This window comes from Ruminococcus sp. 8Y-12 (assembly GCF_058119865.1).
In genome coordinates this window covers 2,005,331-2,025,582 of record NZ_CM176623.1, presented here as the reverse complement: position 1 = coordinate 2,025,582, position 20,252 = coordinate 2,005,331, and the positions used below count along the sequence as shown (strand labels likewise).

Annotated in this window: 24 protein-coding genes; 3 read left to right on the top strand and 21 right to left on the bottom strand. The window is 49.3% G+C overall.

Translation table 11 applies throughout. From position 1 onward, the window contains the following. Position 1 precedes the first annotated feature (1 nt). From AC0THY_RS07370 to AC0THY_RS07285, 18 genes are all read right to left on the bottom strand, one after another. Complete coding sequence (locus AC0THY_RS07370) at positions 2-385, bottom strand: GntR family transcriptional regulator (protein WP_489993792.1); 384 nt, start codon at positions 383-385, stop codon at positions 2-4. A gap of 109 nt (positions 386-494) precedes the next feature. Then, positions 495-1,532 (bottom strand): cadherin-like beta sandwich domain-containing protein, encoded by a 1,038-nt coding sequence (locus AC0THY_RS07365; RefSeq protein ID WP_489993791.1) that lies wholly within the window; start codon positions 1,530-1,532, stop codon positions 495-497. 25 nt (positions 1,533-1,557) lie between these two features. Next, on the bottom strand, positions 1,558-2,829 hold the full coding sequence (gene purD, locus AC0THY_RS07360) for a phosphoribosylamine--glycine ligase (protein ID WP_489993790.1): 1,272 nt from the start codon (positions 2,827-2,829) through the stop codon (positions 1,558-1,560). Further along, positions 2,826-3,467, bottom strand: coding sequence for a phosphoribosylglycinamide formyltransferase (gene purN, locus AC0THY_RS07355; RefSeq protein WP_489993789.1), 642 nt, complete (start codon positions 3,465-3,467; stop codon positions 2,826-2,828). The genes purD and purN overlap by 4 nt, the downstream gene beginning before the upstream one ends. Beyond that, entirely contained in the window at positions 3,461-4,486 is a 1,026-nt protein-coding gene (gene purM, locus AC0THY_RS07350; RefSeq protein WP_489993788.1) for a phosphoribosylformylglycinamidine cyclo-ligase, read from the bottom strand. The genes purN and purM overlap by 7 nt, the downstream gene beginning before the upstream one ends. A 45-nt stretch (positions 4,487-4,531) precedes the next feature. Then, on the bottom strand, positions 4,532-5,044 hold the full coding sequence (gene purE, locus AC0THY_RS07345; RefSeq protein ID WP_489993787.1) for a 5-(carboxyamino)imidazole ribonucleotide mutase: 513 nt from the start codon (positions 5,042-5,044) through the stop codon (positions 4,532-4,534). A gap of 77 nt (positions 5,045-5,121) precedes the next feature. Continuing rightward, positions 5,122-5,940 carry a Cof-type HAD-IIB family hydrolase gene (locus AC0THY_RS07340; RefSeq protein ID WP_489993786.1) on the bottom strand — a complete coding sequence of 273 codons (819 nt, stop codon included), beginning with the start codon at positions 5,938-5,940 and terminating at the stop codon, positions 5,122-5,124. Continuing rightward, on the bottom strand, positions 5,930-7,996 hold the full coding sequence (locus tag AC0THY_RS07335; protein WP_489993785.1) for an aminopeptidase: 2,067 nt from the start codon (positions 7,994-7,996) through the stop codon (positions 5,930-5,932). Before AC0THY_RS07335 ends, AC0THY_RS07340 begins: the two co-directional genes overlap by 11 nt. Before the next feature lie 5 nt (positions 7,997-8,001). Next, positions 8,002-8,586 carry an HD domain-containing protein gene (locus AC0THY_RS07330; protein WP_489993784.1) on the bottom strand — a complete coding sequence of 195 codons (585 nt, stop codon included), beginning with the start codon at positions 8,584-8,586 and terminating at the stop codon, positions 8,002-8,004. Positions 8,587-8,602: 16 nt separating this feature from the next. Continuing rightward, positions 8,603-8,917 carry a DUF6142 family protein gene (locus AC0THY_RS07325; protein WP_489993783.1) on the bottom strand — a complete coding sequence of 105 codons (315 nt, stop codon included), beginning with the start codon at positions 8,915-8,917 and terminating at the stop codon, positions 8,603-8,605. Then, positions 8,910-9,350, bottom strand: a complete 441-nt coding sequence (locus AC0THY_RS07320) for a VanZ family protein (RefSeq protein ID WP_489993782.1) — start codon at positions 9,348-9,350, stop codon at positions 8,910-8,912. The genes AC0THY_RS07325 and AC0THY_RS07320 overlap by 8 nt, the downstream gene beginning before the upstream one ends. 24 nt (positions 9,351-9,374) lie before the next feature. After that, positions 9,375-9,527, bottom strand: a complete 153-nt coding sequence (locus AC0THY_RS07315; protein ID WP_489993781.1) for a hypothetical protein — start codon at positions 9,525-9,527, stop codon at positions 9,375-9,377. A gap of 29 nt (positions 9,528-9,556) precedes the next feature. Next, positions 9,557-10,231, bottom strand: coding sequence for an orotate phosphoribosyltransferase (gene pyrE, locus AC0THY_RS07310; RefSeq protein WP_489993780.1), 675 nt, complete (start codon positions 10,229-10,231; stop codon positions 9,557-9,559). 54 nt (positions 10,232-10,285) lie between these two features. Beyond that, the gene (locus tag AC0THY_RS07305) at positions 10,286-11,188 is read right to left on the bottom strand and encodes a dihydroorotate dehydrogenase (RefSeq protein WP_489994155.1); all 903 of its coding nucleotides are present in this window, start codon (positions 11,186-11,188) and stop codon (positions 10,286-10,288) included. After that, positions 11,188-11,967, bottom strand: coding sequence for a dihydroorotate dehydrogenase electron transfer subunit (locus AC0THY_RS07300; protein ID WP_489993779.1), 780 nt, complete (start codon positions 11,965-11,967; stop codon positions 11,188-11,190). Before AC0THY_RS07300 ends, AC0THY_RS07305 begins: the two co-directional genes overlap by 1 nt. Positions 11,968-12,025: 58 nt before the next feature. After that, positions 12,026-12,952, bottom strand: coding sequence for an orotidine-5'-phosphate decarboxylase (gene pyrF / locus AC0THY_RS07295; RefSeq protein WP_489993778.1), 927 nt, complete (start codon positions 12,950-12,952; stop codon positions 12,026-12,028). 15 nt (positions 12,953-12,967) lie between these two features. After that, positions 12,968-14,257: a dihydroorotase gene (locus tag AC0THY_RS07290; RefSeq protein ID WP_489993777.1), complete on the bottom strand. Its 1,290-nt coding sequence runs from the start codon at positions 14,255-14,257 to the stop codon at positions 12,968-12,970. Between the two features lie 58 nt (positions 14,258-14,315). Continuing rightward, positions 14,316-14,576, bottom strand: a complete 261-nt coding sequence (locus AC0THY_RS07285) for a hypothetical protein (RefSeq protein ID WP_489993776.1) — start codon at positions 14,574-14,576, stop codon at positions 14,316-14,318. Positions 14,577-14,868: 292 nt separating this feature from the next. Here AC0THY_RS07285 and mnmL point away from each other — a divergent pair, with 292 nt between their 5' ends. Together mnmL and AC0THY_RS07275 are read left to right on the top strand one after the other, a co-directional pair. Beyond that, positions 14,869-15,810, top strand: coding sequence for a tRNA modification radical SAM protein MnmL/YtqA (gene mnmL / locus AC0THY_RS07280; RefSeq protein ID WP_489993775.1), 942 nt, complete (start codon positions 14,869-14,871; stop codon positions 15,808-15,810). Then, entirely contained in the window at positions 15,803-16,315 is a 513-nt protein-coding gene (locus AC0THY_RS07275) for a DUF4364 family protein (protein WP_489993774.1), read from the top strand. The genes mnmL and AC0THY_RS07275 overlap by 8 nt, the downstream gene beginning before the upstream one ends. Here the strand turns inward: AC0THY_RS07275 and AC0THY_RS07270 are convergent. Genes AC0THY_RS07270 through AC0THY_RS07260 form a run of 3 tightly spaced genes read right to left on the bottom strand, consistent with a single transcriptional unit; the run spans position 16,296 to position 18,930 of the window. Next, a complete protein-coding gene (locus tag AC0THY_RS07270) occupies positions 16,296-17,618 on the bottom strand; it encodes a replication-associated recombination protein A (protein WP_489993773.1) in 1,323 nt (440 codons plus the stop codon). The two genes, AC0THY_RS07275 and AC0THY_RS07270, sit on opposite strands and share 20 nt — an antisense overlap. 12 nt (positions 17,619-17,630) lie before the next feature. Continuing rightward, a complete protein-coding gene (locus tag AC0THY_RS07265) occupies positions 17,631-18,290 on the bottom strand; it encodes a polysaccharide deacetylase family protein (RefSeq protein ID WP_489993772.1) in 660 nt (219 codons plus the stop codon). 58 nt (positions 18,291-18,348) lie between these two features. After that, complete coding sequence (locus AC0THY_RS07260) at positions 18,349-18,930, bottom strand: hypothetical protein (protein WP_489993771.1); 582 nt, start codon at positions 18,928-18,930, stop codon at positions 18,349-18,351. A 566-nt stretch (positions 18,931-19,496) separates the two neighbouring features. Between AC0THY_RS07260 and AC0THY_RS07255 the strand changes: the two genes are divergently transcribed. Next, entirely contained in the window at positions 19,497-20,153 is a 657-nt protein-coding gene (locus AC0THY_RS07255; RefSeq protein WP_489993770.1) for a YesL family protein, read from the top strand. Positions 20,154-20,252 lie beyond the last annotated feature (99 nt).

The following is a 20,252-nucleotide window of genomic DNA, read 5'->3' as shown; positions in this document are numbered from 1 at the left end:
TTCAGCTATGCTCCTGTGCATGATATTCGTCAAAAAGATCATCCACCATATCATGAACCTCCTGGGCTGAAATATTTTTGCATCTGGCCTTGGCCAAAATTACCCGGAGATTCTTTTTCATCTCCTCCATCGCCTGCAGTTTATCTATATCCAGCGCAATTATGGCGCCACGTCTGCGGTCTATGGTGAGAAATCCCTCCTGCCGCAGCACTGCATAGGCTTTGTTAACTGTATGCATATTGATTCCAATGTCCTCTGCAAGCTGCCTGACAGATGGAAGTGCATCTCCCTCCTGAATCACGGAAGTAGCAATTCCAATAATAATCTGGTTTCGCAGCTGTATATACAGGGCTTCATCGCTCTGAAAATCAATCTTAATCACCATAGTGTCACCCTCTTGTTTTCTTTTGTTATATTTATATTATAACAAGTGGAATGAACTGTCAAGTCACAACACAAAAGGGGCCTTTTTCAAGCCCCTTTCGCTTTCTCATCTAAAGTTCAACCATTGTCACATTTACATCTTTTTTCTCATCATCCGCTGTTGGTGCAGACTCTCTGTTGCCCGCTGCCTCCTGTGGCGTCTGCTCCGGCTGGCTGCCATTTGTCTCCTGAGTTACCGGCTGTTGTGCAGAGATGTCGGCTGTAATCGGTTTGCTGGGCAAGACATCCTCCGGCTGCATTCCCTGGTAGCCTCCCGGCGTCCCTCTTGTGCCAAAGGTCTCCTCCACTGCCGGTGCCACCGGCGTTACCGGAGCTGCCGCGGCATCCTGCTGCATATCCTGGGTGTTCTTTTCTCCACCTGACCTGCCCTGCTGGGTAGGCGCATAGTAGTTATCCGTCACCATGGACTTTTCTTTTCTGGCAAACTCATTTGTCTGATAGGCCAGCTGATCCTCAGCATCCTTCAAGTCATCTTTCAGATCTCTATTTTTCAAAATTAAGTTAATAATCAAAAACAATAAAATTACTGCGAGTGCAATCAGCCCATACACAATTTTCATCATCAAATCTGAATTGGACTTCAACTTTGTGATCTGATCCTGAAGCGTATTAGTTGCCGCAGCCTCTGTCTGGGTTTCTGTCTGCGCCAGAGGTTGGGCCACCGCCTCGGTCATCGCCTCCGTCGCCTTCTCAGTCTGGGGCTCGGTCTGGACTGCCTCCGTCTCCTTCGCCGCATCTCCTCCCTCGCTCACATACAGAGTGTAGGTCATGGGAGATCCGCTCTCCGACATGGTATTGATGAATACCGTTGCTTTTCCATCCTGCAGCACAGTACCTGTGATAGAAGTGATGGATGCATTTGCGTCCGAGGTGGTGGGTTCCAGCAGAAGCTCTGTAGTTCCCGGCTCCACTGTCACCTCATACTCCCATATATTATAGGCAAAATCCGGCGTGACGGTTCCATTGTGCACATTCAGTGCTGACAGGGAATTGTCATCGGATGCGGCCAGTACGGGAAGAGCCATAGCCCAAAGCAGCAGCACTGCCAGAGCCAGGACAAATCTCCGGGTTCTCTTCATTGTTCTCATAAATTCCTCCATTTGTGTGAGTCGCTTACGCTTCGTCAATTGCCTTTCCGATATCATGGCGGTAGTATTTGTTCTCAAATTCCACCAGCTTGATTGCTTCGTAGGCATTTGCTCTGGCCTCTTTTAAGTCCTTTCCTGTAGCAGTCACACCCAGCACGCGCCCTCCGTTTGTCACAATACCCTCTTCTGTCTGTTTTGTACCTGCATGAAATACATAGTACCCGTCCCGGTTCTGAAAGTTCTCAAGCCCTTTAATCACATAACCTTTTTCGTATTTTACAGGATACCCGTCAGATGCCAGAACCACACACACGGCCGCATTGTCCTCAAACTGCAGGTCAATCTGATCTAAGGTTCCGTCCACACAGGCTTCAAACACTTCCACAATGTCATTTTTCATCCTGGGCAGCACTACCTGGGCCTCAGGATCACCAAATCGTGCATTATACTCCAATACCTTAGGGCCATTTTCCGTCAGCATCAGTCCAAAGAAAATAATCCCCTTGAACGCTCTGCCCTCAGAAGCCATGGCATCCACAGTGGCCTGATAAATATATTTTCTGCAGAATTCATCTACTTCTTTTGTGTAGAACGGGCTGGGTGAAAAGGTTCCCATCCCACCTGTGTTCAGCCCGGTGTCTCCGTCCCCTGCACGCTTGTGGTCCTGGGCGGAAGTCATGGTCTTGATGGTTTTTCCGTCCACAAAGGACAGCACAGACACTTCCCGGCCTGTCATAAACTCCTCAATAACCATCTTGTTCCCTGCTGTGCCGAACTTTTTATCCTCCATAATGCTCTTGACGCCCTCTTTGGCCTCCTCAAGAGTTATGCAGATTAAAACCCCCTTGCCGAGAGCCAGGCCGTCTGCTTTTAAAACAATCGGGAACTGTGCCTTCTCAAGGTAAGCTAAGGCCTCCTTGGGGTCCTCAAAATTCTCATACCCGGCTGTGGGGATTCCATATTTTTTCATCAGATCTTTTGAAAATGCCTTGGACCCTTCCAGGATCGCAGCATTTTTTCTGGGGCCGAATACGCGCAGGCCCTGTGCTTCAAATACATCCACGATACCGCCCACCAGGGGATCATCCATACCCACAATGGTCAGATCAATCTCTTTGTCCTTTGCAAACTCTGCCAGCTTGTCAAATTCCATAGCGCTGATATCCACACAGGATGCATATTCTGCAATCCCAGCGTTACCAGGCGCACAGTAAATCTCTGTCACTTTTTTGCTCTGGGCCACCTTCCATGCAATTGCATGTTCTCTTCCGCCGCTTCCCACAATTAATACTTTCATCCTTGCTGCCCCTTCTCCTCTATCAAGACATGGTTATCTTCAACACGTATTTTACCATTTGCGATTAAGTCGATGGCTCTGGGCAGAATCTTCCACTCCGCCTCCTCCATCACTCTTCTCTGGAGGATTTCCGGGGTATCCCCCTGCCTCACTTCCACAGCCTTCTGCAAAATGATAGGACCGGTATCTGTGCCGTGGTCCACAAAATGAACTGTGGCCCCTGTCACCCTTGCGCCCCGCTCCAAAACTGCCTCATGAACCTTCAGTCCATAGTAACCTGTTCCGCAGAATGCCGGAATCAGCGCGGGATGTACATTGATGATCCTGTTGGGGTAGGCATCTACCATGATTTCAGGTATGACTATCAGACAGCCGGCCAGCACCACCAGGTCCACGTGGTAGGACTGGATCTTTTCCAAAAGCGCCATGTTAAACTCTTCCCTGGAAGCGAATTCCCTGGGAGAGATACAGACTGCGTCTATCTGGTGCTGCTTTGCCCTTTCCAGGGCATACGCATTTTTATTGTTGCTGATCACAACGGAAATCTCTGCGTTGGTTATCCCGCCGTCCCTGATGTTGTCAAGAATGGCCTGCAGGTTTGTTCCACCGCCAGAAACCAAAACTGCCATCTTTAGCATAATGTTACTCCTTTTTCCCCGGCTTTAGCCTCACCCAGCACATAGGGTATCTCACCGGATGCCTTGATTGCTTCCATTGTTTTTTCCGCATCCGCCGCATCCACTGCCAGTACCATACCGATACCCATATTGTAGGTATTGTACATCATCTCATCCGCGATCTTTCCCTCTTTTGCCAGCAGCTTAAAGATGGGGGGCACCTGGTAGCTGTCCTTTTTGATCACAGCGCACACACCCTCCGGGAGCATACGCGGAACATTTTCGTAGAAACCGCCGCCTGTAATATGGCTGCAGCCCTTGATGCGCACACCTGCTTCCTTTACCATTTTAAGCGCCTTTACATAAATCTTGGTGGGCGCGATCAACGCCTCCCCCAGCGTAGTTCCCAACTCCTCATGGTACGTATTTAAGGTCTCCTTATCCATCTGGAAAACTTTCCGAACGAGGGAAAAACCGTTGCTGTGAACACCTGACGATGCAATACCGATCAGTGTGTCACCGTCCTTAATCTCCTTACCGGTGATCAGATCCTTCTCATCCACAACACCCACGGCAAAGCCGGCCAGGTCATACTCATCCTCCGGATAAAAACCGGGCATCTCAGCCGTCTCACCGCCGATCAGAGCAGCGCCTGACTGGGCACAGCCCTCCGCTACGCCGCTGACGATGGTGGCAATCTTCTCCGGCACATTCTTACCGCACGCTATGTAGTCCAGGAAGAACAGAGGTTCACCGCCTGCGCATGCGATATCATTGACGCACATAGCCACACAGTCAATACCAACCGTATCATGCCTGTCCAAAATAAAAGCCAGTTTCAGTTTCGTGCCCACACCGTCCGTTCCGGATACCAGGGTGGGCTTTTCCATATTTTTAAATGCCTCCATGGAGAAGGCTCCGGAAAAGCCGCCAATGTTTGTCAGCACCTCCGGTCTCATTGTCTTTTTAATATGTTCCTTCATAAGTTCAACCGACTTGTATCCGGCTTCAATATCAACGCCTGCGTTCTTGTAATCCATTTTTCTTCCTCCTGGTACTGTGATCCTTTTCTTCCATCACGTATTTTATTTCTGCTTTAAATACTCTTTATATCCGATCTTCTGAAGCTTTTCATCTTTTGCAACCACCTGATCCTTCAGATCAGATGAATATTTTTTCAGTCTCTCCAGAAGTTCAGGATCTGAAGTAGCCAGAATCTTCGCTGCCAGGATACCTGCATTGGCACCGCCGTTGATTGCTACGGTTGCCACCGGTATACCACTTGGCATCTGTACAATAGAGTACAGGGAATCTCTTCCGCCCAGAGAAGTGGTGTGCATTGGAATACCAATCACCGGCATTGGGAAGATTGCCGCACACATTCCAGGCAGATGAGCGGCCATTCCTGCGCCTGCTATAATCACTTTAAATCCCTTATCCTCAGCTGATTTTGCGTACTCAAAGAATACATCCGGCTCTCTGTGAGCGGAAATTACAGTCATCTCATAGTCCACTCCAAGCTGCTCCAAAATGTCTGCTGCCTTTGCCATGATTGGCATATCTGAATCACTACCCATTACAATACCTACTTTTGCCATGGTATAATATCTCCTTTTTATGTATTTTCAAACGTTCCCTAATTTTATATTTTACTAACTCAGGGCTTCCTTGTCAACTATTCTGCTTCCTCTTCCATCAGTTTGTTCACCATATACGCCACTCCCTCATTGTCATTTGAAAGAGTAACACAGTCGGCCACTGCCTTCACTGCCTCCTGGGCATTGCGCATAGCCACCCCCAGCCCCGCAAAGGCAAGCATGGATTTGTCGTTAAATCCGTCACCGAATGCCGCTAAGCTCTCTCTGTTCATTTTCAAAATATTGAGTAGCCGCTGCAGGGAGGCCGCCTTATCAATATTCTCTGGCATGATCTCCAGGAAATACGGCTCTGATCGGTAAACTGAAAACCTCGTCCCCAGTGCCTCCCTCACCTTAGGTTCCACCTGCGCCAGATGATGGGAGTTGGCAGTCATTAGACACTTTGTCACTGGAAAGGTTATATAATCAACCAGACTTTCCACCTTTTTAATCTCCATATGATTAATGCTGGACTCTTTTAAAATATAGAAGTCATCCGGCTGCTCTGTGATCAGCCACTCATCCTGATAGGACACCAGCGCTGTCCCATGCTCTACCGACAGATCACAAATCCTCCTCACAGCCTCCTGGTTCAAAGAACTCTCATATACTGCCTTACCTGTACGGCAATCCGTGATCATTCCGCCGTTAAAGGAGAGAAGAAAGCCCCCGTACCTGTCCAGGGACAATTCCTCCCCAAGAGGCGCCACCCCATAAGTGGGACGCCCGGATGCCAGCACTACCCTTCCTCCGCTCTGCTGATACCGCAGCAGTACCTCTTTTGTGTAGGGTGTGATCTTCTTCTCAGAGTTGGTCAGGGTTCCGTCCAAATCAAACACCATTATCTTATACTTCATCCTTTTCCTCCAGAGGTATATTCAATTCTTCCGTACCCGGCAGCACAAACCTGCCGTTTTTGATAATGGGAATCCTGCTTCCATCCGGAGAGATCACCTCAATATGCCCCAGCTCCTGGTATGGTATGGTGATATCTGTGTGGCAGCCATAGTAAGCTTTTCCCGCATCCTCCCTGCGCAGGATGGAAACCTCATTGTCCCTGGCAATGATCTCCCGTCCATCCGGGTTAAACACCGGCGTATCCTCAGACCAGCTGTAGCAGGTGTCTCCCACAGCAAAGTGGGGTCCCATCTTCTCCGCGATCAGAATGGGCAGCCTCTTAGCTATCCCGTATCTTCTTGCCGCAGCGTAGGCAGTTGTATTGGTGCCTATGGCAAATTCTCCCATAGGAAGAGAGGCGTGGTGAAATAAAATATTCTCCCGGATATACTCCTGATTCTGCTCCTCTGACTCGAAGTTTGTACAGGTGTAGTCAGTAACCATACCATCCTGAAACTCCAGGTGCAGGCCTTGGTAGCACAGCTCGTTAAGATAGACCCGGCTCACCTCCAGAATACCGTTTGTGCCCTTTAATACTGGTGATGTGAATACTTCTCCCACCGGAATGTTTACGTCCGCCACACAGTTTTCGAAATTGGTTTCCCTTTTAGCATCCTTCAGTGTATGAAGCTGCACGGTCAGGTCTGTGTGGTTGCCGCCCTGTCCCTCTATGTGCACCGCACACCCCCGGTCCAGGGCCTCTATGATCGTCTGCTGAATCCGGCTGTATTTCTGATAGTCAAGGGTGTTGATCTTTACCACTTCATCAAAGATTTCGGCAAACTGATCTCCGATCTCTGGGATTGGAAATGCAATAATGGTAAAGCTGCGCTCCTCCCCCCTGATATACCGGTTGGTAATCTGAACAGATTCATTGTCCAGATAAACGCTGAGCTGCTGCTGTTTTGGTGAGAGGTGATAAGCGCTCTCCTTGTTACAGGGTACAAATGGATCCTCCCCGAAGGTCTCCACACACGCAGGTCCTCCGTGGACATAGGCCATCTCCTTATACTTCTCGTAAGCAGTCCTTTGAACACCCAGCTTCCGCTCAGCAAAAGGCTTGTCCAGATAGATTGCACTGTCTGCCCTGTGATCATAGTCAAACTGCTTGTTGGGAATCCCTCCATAATAACCTATCCTATGGTGCTGTCTCTTGTTAATGCTTGCAGTGGCTGCCCGGTAGATGATTGGTTTTAGCCCCATCTTTTCAAAGTTGAGGACCGCCTGGCGTATCATGCGCTCAAAGCCAATCTTATACCGGATATTTACCGTTTTCTTTTTTGACAGGTCCTTGTTTCCCAGCTCAAACCCAATCCGGTATCCCTCCGTGTAGGTGGATGCCATCAGCTTTATGGTCTCCTCCGGAAGCTTATTGAGATGTATGGCTGTCTCGATCTCATTTTCCGAAATATACTCTCCGTATTTATACAGATAGCGCAGGTCCTGCAGATCCCCCTCCATCACGATTCTCACAGCAAAATCTAAGGCGGGATCTACCGCCTCACGTACCCGCCGGGTTACGGTGAGATCACTGTAGTCACTGACAAACCAGTAGACAATCTGCTGGATGGTCCGATAGGTGGGAAGCTCCTCCTCAAAGCAGTTGTAAATCTCAATAAAAAGCTCCTGCAGAATCGTTATTTCTTCCAGGCGCTCCTCAAAGACGTAAACGATAATGCCCCTCAGTTCCGTATAGAGAAAACTCAGGATTCTACCGTGTATCTCACCCAGCTTCTCCACCGCATAGTCCGGATTTCCGTAGCTTTCGTGGTAATTTTCCGGCAGAATATCCTCGTACATCCCATGGTTCATCTCCTGCCACTGTTCCAGTGAAAACGTACTTACCGCCCCGCTCTCAATCTGCTCCTTCACGGTTTTCATCTTTAAAAGAAAAGAGGCCGTTTTTCTGAAATAATCGTCAAACGGCTCCGGTACCGTATCCTCCTCTAAAATAGAGGAGATACGTTCTATAGTAAGTTCATAGCGCTCTTTTACAATCTGAATCTCTTCCTGCATATCCCTTACTCCTTAATATTTCCTTTTTCTACATTTTCACAAATCAGGCCTTTCGCATACTGCCAAACCGCCTCTGACCCTTCCGGAGTGCGCTCGTTGCGCTTCAAAATCTGCGGAAGTCCCACCTCATGCTCTCTCCAGGACTTTCCACCGGAAGCTGCATTGAGCATCACCGGCTGCACCTTGTCCAAGGTGAGAGCAAACTTAGCCTCCGCAGTCTCCCCCTCCTCAAACTCCTCCCAGAGCTCTCTCATGTATGCGGCCTGATCATCGGGAAGAAGATGAAAGATGCGCTCTGCTGCCCTTACTTCCCGCTCCCTCTTAGATGCATTTCCCTGCGCGTCATAGGCATAGGTATCTCCTGCATCTATCTCCACGATATCATGGATCAGCACCATGGTCATAGTCCGCAGAACGTCAATTTTCCTGTTTGCATGTTCCGCCAACAGGGTGCACATCAGAGCCAGATGCCAGGAGTGCTCCGCATCATTCTCCTTTCGCTCACCGCTTGAAAGATATGTCTGCCTACCAATATTTTTCAGTTTGTCCACTTCTAAAATAAAATCCATCTGCTGTTTCAGCCTGTCCATTTTTCCACCCTCCATCTCAGATTCCGATCAAGATTACAAAGATCCAGACCGCCAGTACACATCCGTTTAAAATAGAGCCCAATTTGGAGAAAAAATAAAGGGTATTGGACTCCCGAAAGCTTAAAAGCCCCAGAATAAAGCCCGTTATGGCAAAGATCACACCTGTCAGCCCAATGGAGCCCAGATATGCTCCTCCCTCTCCTCCCAGATAGTACGCCAGGTAAGACAGAACCAGGAAAATCACTAGAGAAATCCCTCCCAGAATACTGGACACCAGCCCTCTCTGAGAATGCTTTTTCTCAGCAAATGAGTACATACGTTTTTTAGCCATATAACTTTCTCCTCATGTAATTACAGACAACAAAAGCTGCGTACCCCAGGATTCCCCCCAGCGTATTTAAAAGCAGGTCATCCACATCAAAGCTCCCTACCTTGGATACCAGCTGTATGGTCTCCACCAGCAAGCTAAACTCAAAGGTCATCACTCCAATCCGGATAAACCCGCGGGTCCGGTTCCACAGCACCGGCAGTATTGCCCCAAAGGGGACAAATGCCAGAACATTTCCCGCCAGATTCAGGAAGACTGCCATCAAACCCAGGCTCTCTCTGTATGTCCAGAACCGCTTGATTTCTTTTAGGGGCGTCAGATTGTATGAGTACTGCCTGTCCTGTATCGCTCTTCCATAGCTCTCTGCAAAAAACAGAAAGTACGTAAGCGCCAGCAGGTAGCACACAAACATCACAAAGCCGGCGATACGTATCATTCTCTTTGTTTCCTTCTTCATAATCTAAATTAACACATTCTTTTTATTCTTTAAGAGTCTTGCCCCGTTGATAATCATCATGATACCCGCAGAAATTCCTGTGACCATGATTATGATGCCCATAACCAGGTTTGCTCCGCCAACATTGCCCATGGTTTTATAGATTTTCTCGTTCATGCAAAGTCCTCCTCTGATATTCCGCCTGCTTATTTTGCTCCGTATTCTTCATAATATGCGTCAATGGCAGACTTTATGGCGTCATTGATGACAATCTGCCCATGACATTCCTTATTGTAAAGACACTCCACCACCTCTTCCATGGTCACGATCGCAGCTGCCGGAAATCCGTATTTCTCCTGGATCTCCTCCAGTGCGCTCTTTGTGCCTTTTCCTCTCTCCATCCGGTTTAGCGATACCATAAGCCCCTTGATCTCCACATCTCCCTGTGCCCTCAAAATAGGAAAGGTTTCCTCAATAGATTTTCCGGAGGTGGTCACATCCTCAATAATAACCACTCTGTCCCCATCCCGGATGGCACTCCCCAGCAAAATCCCCGCATCTCCGTGATCCTTGGCTTCCTTACGGTTGGAACAGTAGCGGATGTCTTTACCGTAAAGGTCGCTGATTGCCATAGTTGTGGCAACACTCAGAGGAATTCCCTTGTATGCCGGCCCGAACAGCACGTCAAAGTCCAGCCCGTAATTGTCGCGGATGGCCTTAGCGTAATACTCTCCCAGCTTGCGCAGCTGAGTGCCCGTCACATAGGCTCCCGCATTCATAAAGAACGGAGACTTTCTGCCGCTCTTTAACGTAAACTCCCCAAACTTCAGCACCTGGCTGTCCACCATAAAATCGATAAACTCTTTCTTGTAACTCTCCATATGTTGGTTTTCTCCTTATTTCCTCTAAAAATTTTCCTTCTGCTTCCCCGCTGCTCAACGCACAGCCCCGATCAATTCCGTAATCTTTTCAATCCCGTTGCGCTCCATATAGTCCGCAATCCCCTCTGCCACTTCCCTCGTGGCCTGTGGGTTATAAAAGTTGGCCGTGCCCACGGAAACTCCTGTGGCTCCTGCTAAAATAAATTCCAGGGCATCCTCCGCGCTGGAAATCCCCCCCATCCCTATTATGGGCAGATTCACCGCGCAGGCCACCTGATAAACCATGCGCACAGCAATGGGTTTCACAGCAGGCCCCGACATTCCACCAGTTTTATTTGCCAGCACAAAGGTGCGGCGGTTCACATCAATCTTCATTCCTGTGAGTGTATTGATCAGAGACAGTGCATCCGCTCCGCCCGCCTGGGCAGCACGGGCAGTCTCAGTGATATCCGTAACGTTGGGACTCAGCTTCATAATAATGGGCTGCTTTGCCACCCGCTTCACCATCCTGGTGATCTCCTCCACGGAAGCGGGATTCTGCCCAAAGGCGATCCCTCCCTCTTTCACATTGGGACAACTGATGTTGATTTCCAGCAGATCTACCGGCTCATCCGAGAGCCGCTCCACAACCTCACAGTAATCCTCCGCACTTTTTCCACACACATTCACAATCACTTTCGTGTCAAACTGCTTTAAAAAGGGCAGATCTCTCTTTACAAATACTTCCACACCCGGATTCTGAAGACCAATGGCATTGAGCATTCCCCCATAAGTCTCCGCCACTCTGGGCGTGGGATTTCCCGGCCAGGGCACATTAGCCACACCCTTTGTCACCACTGCCCCCAGCTTGTTCAAATCTATAAATTCACTGTACTCTTCCCCTGACCCAAAGGTTCCGGATGCTGTCATCATTGGATTCTTCAGCTCTACGCCCGCGATGTTTACTTTTGTATTAATCATATCTCCACCTCCGTGGATAAAAAGACTGGTCCTTCTTTACAGACTCTCTTATTGTGTACATGGGTGTGTCCATCTACCTCTTTGGACTTGCACACACAGGCCAGACAGGCGCCGATTCCGCATGCCATCCTCTCCTCCAGTGACAACCAGCACTCGATCTCCTTCTCCTGGGCATACGCTTTCAGCGCCCGAAGCATAGGAGTAGGTCCGCATGCATAGATAATATCCGCCTCCAGGTTCTGCTCGCGGATGGCATCCAGCACATTTCCCTTTGTTCCTGCGCTCCCATCCTCGGTGGCCACCGCATAAGCGTCAAAAGAACCGAGCTCCTCCTCCAGAAAGCGCTCATCCCGAAATCCGGCAGCTACCTGCACCTCACCTGCCAGCTGTCTTCCCAACTCCACAAGAGGAGGCAAACCGATTCCCCCTCCGATGAGCAGGGCCTTCATACCAGGCCTGGTCCGCTCTGTGGGAAAACCATTTCCTAGGGGGCCCATCACCCTGACCGTCTCTTGTGCCTTCAACTTAGAAAACTCTTCGGTTCCTTCGCCTGCAACCCGGTAAACGATGCGCAGCAGTCCCTCATCCGGCCTGATCTCACAGATACTGATGGGGCGCGGCAGCAGACGGCTTCCATCCGCGCAGTACAGGGAGATGAACTGGCCTGCTTTGGCTTTCCCCGCTATTTCCCCGGTCTGAAGCCACATGCTGAAGATTCCGGTTCCGATCCTATCCTGGCTGATGATCCGGCAGTTCTCTTGAAATTTTTCTGACATTCTAACTCTCCTTTGTATCGATAAACATCAGGGCGCTTGTCCCCTGTCGGTTTCTTTTCTATCGGTTTTTCAATGCAGTGTCAATATCCTCTGCCATATCCTTCACCGCTGCTCTCGCCGCATCTCCAAAATGCTCTGCACCGTACTTTGCATACTTTTCCTGCTTGTACGCTGCAATAATTCCTCTGGAAGAATTCACGATGGCTCCCAGTCCGTCCTCGTTAAAAAAGTGTACCAGATCCGCACCTTTTCCACCCTGTGCTCCATATCCGGGCACCAGAATAAAGGATTTGGGCATGATTCTGCGCAGCACCTTGCCCATCTCGGGGTAAGTAGCTCCCACCACAGCGCCCACATAGCTATAGTTCTCTCCCATACACTCTGCTCCCCACTGGGCTACCTTCTCGCCCACCAGCTCATAGAGGGGACGTCCGTCCACCAACTGATCCTGGAACTCTCCGCTGGATGGATTGGAAGTCTTCACTAAAATAAAAATGCCCTTTTTTTCCTCTTTACACACATCAATAAACGGCTTGATTCCGTCTGATCCCAGATAGGGATTGACAGTGGCAAAATCCTCGTCAAATCCCGCATAGCTCTTACTGCCCACCTGTACCCTGCCCAGGTGCCCCACCGCATAGGCAGCGGAGGTAGATCCGATGTCGCCTCTTTTTATGTCTCCAATCACTACCAGGCCCTTTTCCTTACAGTAATCCACAGTTCTCTTATACGCAATCATTCCCTCAATGCCGAACTGCTCATACATGGCAATCTGGGGCTTTACTGCCGGGATCAGGTCCCAGGTACAGTCCACAATTTCTTTATTGTACTGCCAGATGGCCTCAGCAGCCCCCTTGAGTGTCTCCCCGTACTCTTCAAATGCTTTTTTTTGAATGTGCTCCGGAATATAATTCATCATAGGGTCCAGTCCCACAACAATGGGTGCGTGCGTTTTCTGAATATTGCTTATCAGTTTCTGTATCATAATCTAATTTTCTCCTTATCTCATTTCGTCCGTATAGCGGTAGACAATTCTGCCGCCGCAGATAGTAGCCATCACTCTGCCCTTTACCTCTCTTCCCTCAAAGGGGGTGTTCCTTCCTTTTGAGGCAAATTCCTCCGCGCAGATGGTAAACTCGGCATTGGGGTCAATCACAGTCACATCCGCTTCTTTCCCCTCTTCCAGAGTTCCCCTGTCAATCCCGAGAACTTTAGCCGGATTGGCGCTCATCTTCTCTGCCATCTGCATTGGGGTCAAAATCCCCTTGTGTACCAGCTCTGTCATGGTCAATGCCACAGATGTCTCAAGCCCTACAATGCCAAAAGGCGCCTTGTCTATTGGCAGACTCTTTTCCTCCACGCTGTGAGGCGCATGGTCTGTGGAGATCACGTCCATGATGTCGTCTTTAAGTCCCTGCACCAGCGCATCCACATCCTGGCGTGTGCGAAGGGGGGGATTCATCTTATAATTGGCATCCGCTTTCTTTATGTCTTCCGTAGACAGGATAAAGTGGTGGGGACATACCTCTGCGGTCACAGCAACTCCCTCAGCCTTAGCCTTTCTGACCATCTCTACACTGCCGGCTGTAGAACAGTGGCATAAGTGCAGCCTTGCCCCTGTCTCCTTTGCCAGCATGATGTCTCTGGCCGCAATCACATCCTCCACAGCGTTGCTGATCCCCTTCAGTCCCAGGGCCTTTGTGTTTTCATCCTCATTTACCACTCCGCCTTCCACCATATTGATATCCTCGCAGTGTGCCAGAACCGGAATTCCCAGCTTTGCAGCCTTACGCATAGCCTGGCGGTAAAGCCCGGAATCCATTACAGACTTGCCGTCCTCGCTGATGGCAGGCGCTCCCGCCGCCACCATGCCCTCGATATCAGCCAGTTCCTTCCCTGCCTGTCCTTTGGTGATTGCCCCTGCCTGGAGCACATGGATCGGGGCCATCATCTCTGCTTTGTGGTGTACATAGGCCACTCTCGTCTTCTCATCCGTCACCGGCTTGGTATTCGGCATAGCCACAACTGTGGTGATGCCGCCTCTCGCAGCCGCCATGGCCCCAGATTCCACTGTCTCTTTGTAGGTGAATCCCGGGTCCCGCAGGTGCACATGCAGGTCAATCAGACCCGGCATCACGTAGCACCCCTCTGCGTCCAGCACCTCATCCGTCTCTTCCTCTATGTTTTTGTCGACCTTTACAATGCGTCCCTCTTCTATCAGTATATCATACTCTCCGTCTCTCCCCGTTCCGGGGTCAATGACTCTTCCATTTTTAATGAGCAGGCTCATATTTCTGGACTCCTTTCCTGACTTTCATTCCTAGTGTACTGTACTGGTGATATCTGGTTTAGCTGATATGTCTGGCAAACCAGGATTCCTTTTTTACAGTGCCTGTATGTCTATACTTTCGCTTTAGTTCTCTTTTCTGAAGCTTGTACTCCAGCTTATACAGTTTTCCCGCCTGCTTAGCATTCTTTGCCAAGACCTTTTTCATTTGATCTGATTGGGTCTTCGCACTGTTTTTTATGGAAAGTCCGATAAACAGAGCACCCAGTACTGCCTGCACCGCCATCACAAGCTTTTCCTTCTGATCTTTCGTAAGATTCATAGGCATGACCTCATTTCTTTACGTATTGTAATGATTATACATTATTTTGCAGAATCTGTGAAGCCTCACCTATTCATTTGATGAAAAAGTCTCGGGTTGTTGAAATCTTGTCTCACAGATGCTATGATAACATTAGCTTTTCAACAAGAATAACGGCAGTGGCGGGCGCAAAGAAATCGGTATCCCCCACTGACATGAAGTTAATCAACGCATCGAAAGATATGGTCGTATCCTGTTAAATTACCGAGCGTAGATTGAAACAAAAATCATTATGAATGGGGTGTAAACAGACATGTTATGGGGCGAAAAGCCATACCGTTCCCTGGATTATCAGTTGAGGAAGCAGTATGGCGAAAAAATTTACAAAGTCTCCCTCAACGGGGGCATGACCTGTCCCAACCGGGACGGAACTCTGGATTCCCGCGGGTGTATCTTCTGTAGTGCAGGGGGCTCCGGTGACTTTGCCGGGGATGCCTCCCTCTCCATCACGGACCAGATTGAAACGCAGAAGACCGGGATACAAAAAAAGTTCCCAGCCCGCCGTTTTATTGCGTATTTTCAGGCTTATACGAACACCTATGCTCCACCTGAGTACCTGCGCGTTCTTTTCACAGAAGCCCTGTCTCATCCGGATGTGGTGGGCCTCTCTGTGGGAACCAGGCCGGACTGCCTTCCCCGGGAGGTTTTGGAGCTGCTTTTTGAACTGAACTGTTTTAAACCGGTGAGTGTGGAATTGGGCCTGCAGACGATCCACGAAGAGACCGCTGCTCTGATACGCAGAGGATATCCCCTCTCCTGCTTCGATGAGGCTGTCCACGGACTGCGCTCTAAGGGACTGGATGTGGTGGTCCACACGATTCTGGGGCTCCCCGGTGAGTCCAGGGAGGATATACTTGCAACCATGCGCTATTTGAACCGCATGGATATTCAGGGCGTAAAGCTTCAGCTGCTCCACGTTCTGGAGGGAACTGACCTGGCGGACTACTATGCTTCCACCGGTTTTCATATCATGGAGCAGGATGAGTATGTGGATCTGGTGATCGCCTGCCTGGAACAGCTCTCCCCGGAAATCACCGTCCACCGCCTCACAGGGGACGGGCCTAAGGATCTGCTGACCGCCCCCCTCTGGAGCACAAACAAGCGATCCGTTTTAAACCAGATTCACCGTGAAATGAAAATCCGAAACACCTGGCAGGGCCGTCTTTACGCCCGGGAAAGGAGTAATTATGGCTGAACCCCTTACTTTATACAAGCTGATCATTTTGTACATGCTCAAGAAAGTGAATTTTCCTCTCACCAATGGTCAACTTTCTGACTTTATACTGGAGCAGGGATACACCACTTATTTTACACTGCAGCAGGCGATCTCTGAGCTGAAGGAATCTGAGCTGATCCGTGCGGAGACGGTGCGCAATACCTCCCAGTACCACATCACCGACTCCGGCATCGAGACACTGGAGTACTTTGAAAACAAGATCTCCCAGCCCATCCTGGATGATATCAACCGCTATTTGAAAAAGAATCGCTTTCGGCTGCGCAATGAAGTGTCCGTAGTGGCTGACTACTACAAAAATACGGACGGCGAGTATGCTGTCCAGTGCCGCGTAAAGGAAAAGCATTCCGATCTGATTGAACTAACGCTCACGGTCCCGGCCAAAGAACAGGCAGTGGCCATCTGCGACCACTGGAAGGACAAATGCCAGGAAATTTACGCGTATCTCATGAAGGAGCTGATGTGATCCATCTCAGGTATTCTGCGATGGTCCTCTCATACCCATTTTCACTGGGTTCATAAAATTTCTCATCCTCCAGCTCTTCAGGCAGATATCTCTGTCTGGAAAAGTGCCTGGGGCAGTTGTGTGCATATTCATATCCAACACCATGGCCCAGCCTGGATGCTCCTTTATAGTGGGAATCCATGAGATGCACAGGCACAGTTGCCTTTGTGCGCTTAACCGCCTCTGTTGCAGCAAAGATGGCATTGGTGGCGGAGTTGCTCTTGGGCGCAGTAGCCACGTACAAGACTGCCTGGGCCAGAATCAACTGGGCCTCAGGCATCCCCACCCGCTCTACGGCCTGCGCGGCCGCCACGGCTACCTGCAAAGCCTGAGGATCTGCATTACCCACATCCTCCGAGGCGCAGATCATGATCCTGCGCGCGATAAAGGTGACACTCTCTCCCGCATAGAGCATCCTGGCCAGATAGTACACAGCCGCGTCCGGGTCTGATCCCCGCATACTCTTGATAAAAGCGGAAATGGTGTCATAGTGGTTGTCCCCTGTCTTATCATAGCGGACCACTCTCTTCTGAATACACTCCGAGGCCACCTCCAGTGTCAGATGAATCTTTCCGTCCCCTCCTGGCTGGGTAGTGAGAACGCCCAGTTCCACTGCATTTAGAGCCGCTCTGGCATCCCCGCCTGCGATGTCAGCCAGAAACTCTTCTGCCTCCGGGTCAATGACAGCATTGTATGCCCCCATCCCTCTCTCTCTGTCATACACAGCCCGCTCTATGAGCTGCCGGATATCCGCTTTTTCCAACGACTTCAATTCAAAGACAATAGATCTGGAGATAAGAGCACTGTTGACCTCAAAATAAGGATTTTCCGTGGTGGCTCCGATCAGGATCAGGGTTCCGTCCTCCACAAAGGGGAGAAGGTAATCCTGCTGCCCTTTATTGAATCGGTGTATCTCATCCACAAAGAGGATTGTCCGTTTTTCGTACATCCCCATATTGTCTTTAGCCTGCTTCACCACTTCCTCCATATCCTTCTTGCCCGCCGCTGTGGCATTGATCTGTGTAAAAATGGCGCTGGTAGTGTTTGCGATCACCTTGGCCAGGGTAGTTTTTCCGGTTCCCGGAGGGCCGTAAAAAAAAATAGAACTGAGCTTGTCCGCTTTAATTGCCCGATAGAGCAGTTTGTCCCTGCCTATGATATGCTGCTGCCCCACTACTTCATCCAGGGTCCTGGGACGCATCCTGGATGCTAAGGGGGCTTCTTTCTCCATTGAATTGCTTCTCATATAATCAAATAAATCCATCGTACATTCCTTCTATTCTAAAATCAGTTTATCCACAGTGACAAATTCATATCCCTCTGCCTGCAGTATATCCACTATACGCAGAGCCGCCTCCACAGAGGAATCATAGTAATCGTGTAACAGGATAATTGCGTCTTCCTCCGCTTCCTCCACTACTTTGTTTACCACCTGGTCCGTATTTTTTGTGGTCCAGTCAAGGGGATCTATACTCCAGAGCACCGGAAACAGATTGATCCCGCACTCCAGCGATTTATCCCACTCCCCAAAGGGAGGCCGTATGTACTCTGTATCCTTCCCTGTGATTTCTTTTACCAGACTGCTGGTCTTGACGATCTGTTCGCAGGCCGCTTCCGGCTTGAGAGCTGTGATCTTCACATGATCATAGGTATGATTCCCGATCAGATGTCCCTCCTGATCCATACGTTTTATGATCTCTTCATTTCCCACAATATTCTTGCCCACCACGAAAAAGGTCGCTTTTACCTTTCTCTCCTTCAGCCCATCCAGTAGCTTTGGCGTATATATAGGATGGGGGCCGTCGTCAAAAGTCAAGGCAATTTTGGGCTTTACTTCCTGTATGTCCGCCCAGGCTGCCTGACTCGCTGCCGCGTGCCCCCATCCCAATAATAAGACTGCCGCTATAATGAATCCTATCGCTTTTCTCCACTTCAAAAAAATGCCACCCTAAAAGATGTTAATCCATTATACGCATTCCCATTCTTTATTATGCTCACTCCTCAGGTTTTTCGTCTCCGTTATCTCTGTACTCAGTTTGCATCTCCTGACCGGTTTGCTGCTCCTCTTCTTCGATCTGTGCTTCCGGCCTCTCTTCCAGAAACTCCATGTCCGTCCCTTGTTCCTGATCTATGGCCTGCTCCTCCTGGATGTCTTCCTCCTGCTCACTCTCAGGCACATATCCTAAAAACTCATCCTTTGCCTTGCGTTTCATGCTGACTGCCATTACATAAACCACTGCCCCCAGTATTCCCATGCTTCCCTTTTCGCCCAGACTCAGGACAAAAAAGGCCAGGCCTGCATATCCCACTGCATCCATAAAAATATACTTGTAATACGCGCTCTTTCTCTCCGGTGTGATGTCGTCCAGCTCATGCAGCAGCCTTGGCTCTACAATATCCAGCAGAATCCAGTATACGACCAAAAAACCAATGATTATTCCCATAAAAGCCCCCTGGTTCACACTCTGCTGTTTGGCTGAGAGAAACAGAAACACCGCAACCCCTGCCAAAAGCACCAGGGACACCGCTGTAATTCCATTTCTGATCTTCCGTCTCTTCCTTTCATCCATCTCCATAAAAAATCTCCTTCTGTACAATTTACCCTGTCCAACCTTTGGGCATGTACATTGATTATACACGAATCCGTCCCAACATTCAATATAGTAACCGTTTAGACAGGTTTGGTCCGTTATTGGATGAGGGGGACGCTTCCACCGGCGCAGGGCTATCCTTCGTGGACGCGTGCAACATTCCGATGAACTATCTGCTAACTACAACTAAGGGACTCAGGAGCTCCTTCGTCCCTAAGTTTCCGTAAGCAGAGGATTTCATCTACATTAAAAGCGCACGCTAATTGTCCACGAAGGATAGCCCTGCGCCGGTGGAAGCTGTTTCCCGTAGGCGGGAGATGGTGCCACTCAGGCGATCTCCAAACAAGCTCTAGGGAATTTCTATGTTCCAGAACACAGTCACCCGGGTGGCAACGCAAGTAACAGACCTCCCCCTTCTGAATTTTTACATTACTCAATATTACACGAATTTCCCTTTTTATGATTTCTTTATTTGCTTTTTACATCCCAATCCGCTATAATTATTCTGATAATAATAGAAATGAGGTACAGGTATGGGCCGGATATTCAACATGGATAACAAATTTTTCACCTTTATGAGCAGGGTGGCAGACCTGATCATTCTGAATGTGGTATTTATCGTCTGCTGTATTCCCATCGTAACCATTGGCGCTTCCGTGACTGCTATGAATTATGTGACAATGAAGATGGCGCGCAATGAGGAATCCTACATAGTAAAAAGCTTTTTCAAATCCTTCCGCGAAAATTTTAAACAGGCAACTATTATCTGGCTAATCCTGCTTGTAGCCGGTCTGCTGCTGGGTATGGATTTTCGCATTGTCCAGCAGGTGGAAAGTACAGGACTTCTCAAGGTGGTTACCTACGGGCTTTATATGGTCGCTTTGATCTATGCTATGGTGCTCTCCTATATCTTTCCGCTTCTGGCTAAGTTTGACAATACTATAAAGAATACCTTTAAAAATGCCATGCTGATGTCCATCCGCCATCTGCCTTTCACCATTGTGATTCTCCTGGTTGGTTTCGCCCCCGCGATTGCCACCCTTACGATTCCCATTGTGCTTGCCTATGGCTTGATTGTCTGGATCATGGTGGGCTTCTCCCTGATCGCCTTCCTTAATTCTCTGATGTTTGTACGGATCTTTGATCACTACATACCCCAGGAGGAGGATTCCCTTATGGAAGGATCATCGGACAGCAGTGAACACTGAATATATCAATAGGGGCTGTTGCAAAAGCAGATAAATAATTTACTGGAGCAGCAGCTCTTTTTCTGCGGAAAAAATCAAAAAAAGAGGGTGTAGAAAATC